Below are 9,058 nucleotides of genomic sequence, written 5' to 3'. Positions count from 1 at the left end.
ATGCAATTGAGAAGATAAGGATAAACAATACAATAAAGCATCAATAAACAGCAGGGGAGTAACCGACTCAAACACCATTATCAGGTCATGAGTACCGACGGAACTGTTGATTTGCTTCAAGGATGCGGATTGGAGGTCATTATCAGCCTCCGTATCCGTGTCAACCTCTGCCGGTCTTGTCCCGGCTTTCAGCTTCAATCCTTTTCTTATCAAGTCATCCGTCAATGTTCAAATACATTCCACTCTATTCGCTTCCTATGTTTTCGAATGAATTGTGAAAATAGACAATAACTCTTTATGAAAACCAACCCAGTTTTATCAAAAAATACAACAATATTATCTCAAAACAAATCTCTGATCTGGCAGCAATTATTACCAGTGTTAATTCTTTGTTTCAATTTTGTTCCCCTTATTTATATAAAATCTTTTGGTAGTATACCAAACTGCTGCTGAAAACATTTAGTGAAATAGGATGGTGAACTGAAACCAACCATGTAACAAATCTCATTTACTTTAAAATTTCTCTCTCTGAGCAACTGAGCCGCCTTTTTCAATCGCTCTACCTTGATATACTCGCTGGGAGTTAAATTCAGGAAACCTTTAATTTTTCGATAAAAACTGGCACGACTCATGTTAAACTGCTCTGCCATATCTTCTACGATAAAATTAGAGTTGTCCAGATTGTCGTGCACGATGGCATGCAGTTTTTTTATAAATTCTTCATCCGATTTGCTATACACTATACCACTGGCCCCAATAAACGGATTTTCCAGAAATGATTCACGTAACTTCTCTCGACTCTCCAACAAGTTAGCAATTTGAGCCAACAACACCTCCAGCGAAAAAGGTTTGTCGACATATGCGTCGGCTCCTGTTTCCAATCCCTGGACCTTGGATTCTACATTTACTTTTGCAGTCAACAGGATGACCGGAATATGGCTGAATTCAATATCGGTCTTGACCCTTTCAGTAAATTCCAGACCATCCATATCAGGCATCATTATGTCGCTTACGATGAGGTTCACTGTTTCCTCACGAAGTATCGCAAGTGCCTGCACTCCGTTTCCTGCCGTCAAAACATGATAATGAGGCGCTAAAAATTTCTTCTCGAACTGTAATAATTCCGGATCATCATCAACCAATAACAATGTGGCAGCCGGCATCTTCGCAGACTGTTCCTTTCCTTGTTCCGTAATCGTTTGTGACACAATTTCACGGGTTTCTCCTACCGGTAATGTTAGGTGAAAACGAATATATTCTTTTTTCTCGTCAACTTCTAACACTAGATTACCCTTATGTAATTCTGCCAATGATTTGGAGAGAGCCAAGCCAATGCCTGAACCCGCTACGGCATAGTCTTTATCTCTATCAAGTTGTACAAATGGCTTAAAAATATCCTCTTTGTGTTTATCAGGTATCATCTCTCCATCGTTGACCGTAACAAGGTGGAATTTCGCACCCAGGTCATTTATCTCCTCATAAGCTTCCACTCGTACGTAATTATCACAATATTTAATCGCATTATTTAACAGATTACTGAAAATTTTAAGGAAAGCATCCTTGTCAGCTTTAATAAATATGTCTTCCTCAGGCAGATCAAGTTCAAATTGTAATCCTCGTTGTTGAACCATAGGTGTAAAGCGGAGCACGGTTTCCTGAATTAGCTCCAAAACATTCAGTCTATGAAGATTCAGTGAATAAGAATCTGACTCTGTTTTTCTAAAATCGAGTAACTGATTCGTAAGACTGAGTAACCGATCTGTATTCTTACTCATTATTTGTAGACTCTCTTTTACATTTTGAGATATCTCCTCAGTCATAATTACATAATCAAGAGGTCCTTTGATCAACGAAAGTGGGGTACGAATCTCATGTGCCACATTAGTGAAGAAATCAATTTTCAAACGATACAGTTCTCTCTCTTTCTCTTGTTGAAATGTACTCATCTTATGTAGTTGGATACGTTGAGCACGTACTCTCAAAAAACGAAAAAGCGTCATGGCCCCTAAAACAATGAGTACTGCATAGATAATATAAGCCCAGCCTGTCAACCAAAATGGTGGACTAATATAAACATCGAGTGTTTTTACATACACAGCTTTTTCTCTTTCTCCATTTAATTTAACAGTAAGATTATACTTCCCAGGTTTTAAATTGGAGTATACAATATCTTGTTTATCCTTTGAGGTAATCCAATCTTTATCAAAACCCTCCAGTTTATAAAGAATTTGATTAGCATTCAAATCGGAATAGTTAAGAATTGCATATGCTAATCTAAAAGAATTTTTATGATATGGTAATTCTAGTACATCTGTATAAAGAATACTTCTCTTCAGTAACGACCCCTCACCCCCCGGACTTACACGCTCATTCATGACATAAAGTTCCGTAAAAACAACAGGAACATCAATTTTACTCTCTGCAAAAGATGAAGGATTAAACCGTACAAAACCATTAATTGACCCAAAATATATCGTTCCATCAGAGGTTTTGTAACTGGATTTGTAATTAAATTGATTTGTTGTCAATCCATTATTAACTGTAAAATTTTTAATTTCCTTGGTTTGCGGATTAAACCTTACAAGGCCTGCATTTGTAGATAACCAGAGATTGGCTTCATCGTCTTCTACTATTTCATACACAACATCGTTGGGCATTCCGTTAGTTGTATTGTAAGATGTAAACACCTCCTCTTCCTTATCAAACATGCTGAATCCCCCTCCCTGTGTAGTAATCCACAGTCTTCTTGCACTATCTTCATAAACACTTGTCACCTTATTGTCAGGCAGTGTACCTTTTTTATCGGCTTTCTTTGCATAATTTCTCCATTCACCGGTTGTCGGACTATACCTGAACACTCCTTTAGAATAAGTGGACACCCAAATCATTCCTTCCGTATCTTCAAATATATCTTGTACAGCCAGGCCTTTCAATTCATCCACTCTTCTGAAATTATCATTCTCATAATCATAGATATTTAACCCTGAAAGAGTGCCAATCCATAAAACATTTTGACGATCCTTATGAATTGCAAAAACACTATTGTGGTTAATTGAATGATGATCATCCGAATAGATATAGGTAACCATTTTCCCTGTTTTCATATTGTATCTATTCAGACCTTTGGAGAATGTACCAATCCACAAGAAATCCCCGTCGTTATAGATTGCATGTATATTGGTATACAAAGATTGCAATGCCTTCGGTAATGGAAGGAACGTTTCGGTTTCAGGATCAAACAAATTTAAACCCATATCTTCAGTACCGATCCAGATCCGGCCTTCTGGGGCAGGACAAAACTCTCTTACTCTACTGCCTCTAATGCTATTCCGTGATTCAATGGCGTAATAAGATTCGAAATAATTATACTGATTAAAATAATAATCAACTCCGCCAAAATAAGATCCAATCCAGACTCCTCCGTCCTTGTCCTTATAAATGTCATAAATAGCATTGTCAGATATTGCATATATGCTAGACGAATTATGCCGTAAGTTGATGATATCCTCCGTCACTGTATTATATATATAAATACCGGACTCAGTACCGATCCAAAGTGTTTGCTTGTCTGCGATTTCCACACTCCTTGCAAATATCTGTTCTCCATTTACATCCTTGTCCAGAAGAATCTGATGTGTTCTATTGACTGTGTTCACCCTGATCACTCCTTTTTGTGAAGTTGTGATTATTAGCCTGTTATATTGATCTGCCAAGACATCTGTAATTTCTCCGGCATAAAGCATCAAGGTATTATTGTCAACCAGTTGAAAATCTTTTATTTTTTTCGTCTTTTTATCTATGACCAAAAATGGAGCTGAGTATGGAAATACCCAGATGCAATTATCGTTATCTACACACAGGGTGATCATCTTCATCTCCTTGTCTTCCATATGTAGAGAATAGAAGTCGAGGTTGTCTTCCGCGAAATTATAATGAAAAATTCCTTTCCCATTCACAGCAATCCAGATATCCCCATCATTATCCACAACCATGTCACTGATAAAACCACCCACAGAATGGCCTTCATCCGTAATATAGTTAAATCGGGTGAACTCTTCCATGTAAGGATTAAAAATATAAACGCCATCATCGGTTGCGACCCACAATTTTTCATTCTTGTCCTGGATAATACGGCGAAAGACATTATCTGTCAGTATTCCTTCGGGTGAAAATTTAAAAACTTTGAAAGAAGTACCATCAAAACGGTTTAAGCCATCTTTCGTACCAAACCACATGAAGCCCTGCTTATCCTGTAGAATATCATACACAGTATTCTGAGACAGACCATTATTGATATTGAAATGTTTAAATTTATAGTTAGTATTTCCATAAAAATTTATCGTATTCAATGTACCCATCAATATAATCAAAAAAGTAAAATGTCTCTTCATAGAATAAAGTGTCGTGTTAAAATACGTATGCAAAATTTGTTTTTTGTTTAAGAGGTTAAAGATAATAAAGAAAAATAGACGAACAACTTTCACTTGGAGTTTCATTTTGGAGTTAATTTATACTCAAAATTTGTTTTTTTGAAAGTAATTTTTGTTCCAATTGCTCATACGGGACATTCTGTATGTCAACCTCGTTATCTATTGCTATAATAGCCGCTGCCGCTGCTGACTGACCGAGGATCATAAATACTGGTTCCATACGAATCGAACCAAATGCGATATGACTGGAAGAAAGACATACTGGCACTAAAATATTTGTGCAATCATCTGATTTCGGAATGATGGAACCAAAAGATATTTTATATGGTTTATCCGGTTTTACACCCACATCTCCTTCATTTTGAACAAAGCCTTCGGATGTTACATAACGCTGTACATTGTGAGAATCGAGTGTATATGATCCCATTCCTACAGGGTTATACACCTGAGTTTTTCCCAACACCTCTTTTTCCGTGGTAACATATGCTCCAATCATTCTTCTCGCTTCACGAATATATGGTTGATAAGGCCAGTGGTCATTATCTGCAAATTCATCTTTGGCCAGGCCCCAGCTTTTCATTCTGTTTTTCACTTCCTCAGGGACACGCGGATCGGTTGATACAAAATACAACAATCCTTTCTGGTATCTTTTATGATCTTCGATGATTTCCATTCTTCGCTCATACGATGCTTCGGGGTAATCATAATTCATTCCTATGTAGTCTAAACTAAAAGGTCCATGGTTATTGGTATCTGTTTTTCTGTTGGGGATCATGTCATACTTGGCAAACCATTCGTTCCATCCCGACTCGAAAATCCGGGCCAGAAGTTCATATTCAGTGGGGTCGTATCCTTCTGGTTTCGGGAATGGCACCCTGTTCCCGGGATGATTACTCATACAAAGCCTGAAACAATAGGCCTGAATTTTATTGTCACCCGTACAATTTGGGTTGACAGGTTCTTTCGAGATAAATGGCAATAACCCGCTGGACGGATCTCCAGGAACAATATAAGGATCTATATTAGTCTTAAAATAGTGTCCGTGATGGAATACTCCGGCCTGCACGCCATTCCATTCTTCCCCATATTGTGAACAATCTTCCCGTCCCACCGTGTATGAAACGCCTGCAGCAGCCATTAAGTCCCCCTCATAAGTAGCATCGATAAACATTTTTCCACGAAACTCTTTGCCCGAAAGTGTGGTCATAGAAATAATCCTAGCATTTTCAATCCTGACACCTGATTGCCTATCAAGCCACTCGTTCCTGCAAACAGGAATATCATTTTCCTTGATAAAGTCTTCAAATACTTTTTCAGCCACGTGGGGTTCGAAAATCCACATGGTCTTGTTTTTCCCGTCCATAGCCGGTGTGCCTTGTCCTCTGTTACCGAACTCGTCTTGTTTTTGCCATTTCCATGCTGATGTATCGTTGTAATGAATCCAAACGCGTTGATAAAATTCCCGCGCTAGTCCACCAATAGTTCCGGTATTCCCGGAATCAGTAAAACCAAGCCCACTGGATGTCAAACCTCCCAGATGATCATCGGGGGAAACAATAATTACGCTTCTTCCCGATCGCGCAATCTCAACGGCAGAGATTACCGCTGCAGACGTACCGCCGTAAATAATTACATCTGCTTCGTATTTATCACAATTACATGATACCATGAAAACTATAGTTATCAAGCAAAATAAAAAAAGTTTCTCTTTCATTCTTAATCTTTTAACCGATCATTATTATATTGCTATCTCACAATTCGCTTACCAACGTCCAATCCGCCACAGTAGTAGGGGTGGTATCATAAATAACATTTCATCACGGGTCAAATACCGAGAAATTGACAAGAATCACTTCTAATTTGAATTGGCTACTTCCCCATGCTCCTATATAATTATCCACAGATTATATTCATCTATAATCAAAGAGAAGTTACCGGTTTGTAATAACGAACCCAATCTATAAACATATCTGCTGTAACGGCAGTTGTGTCATTATTTTTGTTTATCCCCATACCCAAATAAAGATTCAAATCCAGATTATTAAAAGGAAACTGACCTGTGATACTGGTCTGTATTCTGGGATATTTTCTCGTACGTATTCCATCTACAAAAAAGACGAGGCTATCAGGATATTTTTCTAATCCATATATATGATATTGATTTGGATTTACTCCTACCATCATTATTGAGGGGGGATTATCTGTCATTTTTTTTGTCGTCGTATATTCTGTCGAAACTGATTGATATATAAAAGTATCCAAATCATATTGTTCCATTATGCTGATCGCAATATTATTCCTGTTCTCTGGTAGAAGACGTATGAAAGGCCATGCCCCGGAGCAGGGGTTAATAGCTGCCTTAATTTCTATCCTGCCGGTTTCATTTTCATTAATTCCTATTCTGGTAACTCCTCCCGTCTGAAAAGAATTGTGATCTTTTACCGATGGGCTATGCGTTCCACGTAAAATAAGATTCCCATCCTGAAGCATATATAGATTGTCCTTTTCACCCATATATTTGTTCAAATGTTTTTCAGGAGATATTTTTTTCCAGACAGTGGTATCCAAAGGAGCATTGAAATCTTCTTCCCAAACGAGTGTCCAACCTTTTCTATATTTATCAGGATCATCTTTTTTATCTGTACAAGAAAAAAAGATCACAAAAAGCATGTAAACTGAGAACTCAATGATATTTTTTTTCATTATAAAAAACTGTTATTGTCGTTATGTAATTAAAAACCCGTAAAATTAAGTAACACTCAATATTAGTGTTGGCCCCTAGAAATTACCTCGGCCTGGCAGTTTCGTACAAAGCGTGAGCACACCATAAAAGAGGCGCTTGTCCATGGAGATCGCCGGTATTCCGTTTGTGGCCAAGATAATATTGATGGCCATTCTTTGCATTTGTACCTTCACAAACATTGGAGATGTTACTATCCTGATCCAAATATGTTAAAAGGGTAAACCGTGCGCTGCGGGCAGCTGCCCCGTAAATAACTCCATCCAACCAGTCATTTTTTATCCCGACAATCATGGCATAGATAGACATTGCAGTACCCGATGTTTCCTTCCATGAGGATGAATCATCATTCATCTCTTTCAGATCCCTCTTATCAGGGATACGATCATCAACGCCACAAGACACTGTCAAAACGATTGAAAGAAACATCCATACGACAAGGACTAAAAAATTATCAATTCCACTCATGCTTTATAGGTTAATGGATATTATCAAGGAATTTATCTTATTACAACCGGTCGGATCGTTTCACCCCCCACGCTGATCACACCATCTACAGAAATAACCAGATCATTTATGTAAGAAGTGCGTGGGCCTACACTATTGATGCTTGCATGTGCATGGTAAATATACATATAACTTCCCTGACCATTGACAAAAGGTGCACCATGACCAGTACCAATCAAGCCGGATGCTGCTGGTTTGTCTCTGCGCAGGATCGGATTTCCGCTGTACTTAATCCAAGGCCCCATAGGAGAGTTCGACGTGGCATAGCCCACCGCATAATCTTTACTTTCAAAATGATTGGCTGAATAAATCAGGTAGTACGTATTTCCCCTCTTCAATATTGAGGGGCCTTCAGCAACTTTACCCTGGATTCTCTCCCAGGGTTCTGAAGCTGTGATGCATCTTGTGAGTGTTTCAGATTTTATACTCTTCAGGTCATCATTCATTTCAGCCACCCATATCACGTTCCCATCAGTAAAACGCACATAATAAAGATAAGGTGTACCATCATCGTCAATAAACAACGAAGTGTCGATCCCTTTCTCATTGGGTACAATCGGCCTCCTTTCATCCTGCACAAACGGTCCTTCCGGCCTGGTGGCTGAAGCAACACAGATGTGCTCATCTACAGAATAAAACATGAAAAATCTGTTCTTGGACGCTATGTAATAGACTTCAGGCGCCCAGAACCATCTTGTTCCCCAGGAGTTCTCCGGGGGCAGTGCAAGGCTCTCGTTCCGCCTCCAATGCTCGAGATCCTCCGAGATATATACTTCGAAACCATTGATACGGGTACCGTAAGCATAGTATTTACCGTTGTGATATAACACATGAGGGTCTGCAATCGGCAGTGTGTTGTGAATGATCTCAAATGAAGGTGGCGCATCTTCTTTAGCAGGGGTAGCAGTAATTGTAACTTTCTCGGAACGTCTTCCATAATGATTGATAGCTACCACTCCAATTTGATATGTTCCATATTTCGATAATTTTATCAGGTAGCTGCTTTTTTTTTCGCTATACACCCTTACATTGATAATCGTGTTACTAGCCTCATCATCACCTTCCCGTAAATAAGAGATTTCAACTGATGCGGTATTGGGAGGGTTACTCCAGGCAAGTTCCAATTCATTCGCCTTAGCAGTTTTTTTGGCAACAAGTCCGATTACAGGATCTACCAATTCCTCTTCATTCTTATCTGGTATTTCCTCTCCCTGGATGTCACCACTGCTCCCGCAGGACGAAACGGGGAAAAAAAGTAACCAAAAGCCTAATAGGAAACCACATTGGATTGCATTCATCATTGATTATATATCAATTAAAAAATGGAACTTCTTTCATTGCAAAAGAAGGGGTACCATTACCCACTACAGGCCATCCCTCT

At 38.7% G+C, this 9,058-nt stretch carries 7 protein-coding genes and 1 pseudogene; 1 reads left to right on the top strand and 7 read right to left on the bottom strand.

Going from position 1 to position 9,058, the window contains the following annotated elements:
- The coding region (locus tag B4G81_RS07735; RefSeq protein WP_294081414.1) for a hypothetical protein at nt 1–198 on the bottom strand (198 nt) is incomplete at its 3' end.
- Between the two features lie 215 nt (nt 199–413).
- The gene (locus tag B4G81_RS07730) at nt 414–3,890 is read right to left on the bottom strand and encodes a hybrid sensor histidine kinase/response regulator transcription factor (RefSeq protein ID WP_294081413.1); all 3,477 of its coding nucleotides are present in this window, start codon (nt 3,888–3,890) and stop codon (nt 414–416) included.
- Nucleotides 3,891–3,932: 42 nt separating this feature from the next.
- On the opposite strand from B4G81_RS07730, the gene B4G81_RS07725 reads away from it, so the two are divergent.
- Nucleotides 3,933–4,169, top strand: coding sequence for a hypothetical protein (locus B4G81_RS07725; protein WP_294081412.1), 237 nt, complete (start codon nt 3,933–3,935; stop codon nt 4,167–4,169).
- 54 nt (nt 4,170–4,223) lie between these two features.
- Here B4G81_RS07725 and B4G81_RS15320 read toward each other — a convergent pair.
- The 5 genes and pseudogenes from B4G81_RS15320 to B4G81_RS07705 form a co-directional block, all read right to left on the bottom strand.
- A pseudogene (locus tag B4G81_RS15320) lies at nt 4,224–4,358 on the bottom strand (two-component regulator propeller domain-containing protein); the annotation flags it as partial.
- A 145-nt stretch (nt 4,359–4,503) separates the two neighbouring features.
- Nucleotides 4,504–6,099 (bottom strand): FAD-dependent oxidoreductase, encoded by a 1,596-nt coding sequence (locus tag B4G81_RS07720; protein WP_294081411.1) that lies wholly within the window; start codon nt 6,097–6,099, stop codon nt 4,504–4,506.
- A gap of 251 nt (nt 6,100–6,350) precedes the next feature.
- A complete protein-coding gene (locus B4G81_RS07715) occupies nt 6,351–7,133 on the bottom strand; it encodes a glycoside hydrolase family 16 protein (RefSeq protein ID WP_294081410.1) in 783 nt (260 codons plus the stop codon).
- Between the two features lie 82 nt (nt 7,134–7,215).
- The gene (locus B4G81_RS07710; protein WP_294081409.1) at nt 7,216–7,638 is read right to left on the bottom strand and encodes a glycoside hydrolase family 88 protein; all 423 of its coding nucleotides are present in this window, start codon (nt 7,636–7,638) and stop codon (nt 7,216–7,218) included.
- Between the two features lie 32 nt (nt 7,639–7,670).
- Nucleotides 7,671–8,588, bottom strand: coding sequence for a glycoside hydrolase family 43 protein (locus tag B4G81_RS07705; RefSeq protein WP_414703181.1), 918 nt, complete (start codon nt 8,586–8,588; stop codon nt 7,671–7,673).
- Nucleotides 8,589–9,058: the final 470 nt, after the last annotated feature.

The sequence above is a fragment of the Proteiniphilum sp. UBA5384 genome (genome assembly GCF_002410825.1).
Classification (GTDB): domain Bacteria; phylum Bacteroidota; class Bacteroidia; order Bacteroidales; family Dysgonomonadaceae; genus Proteiniphilum.
This window is presented reverse-complemented; position numbering and strand designations above follow the sequence as displayed.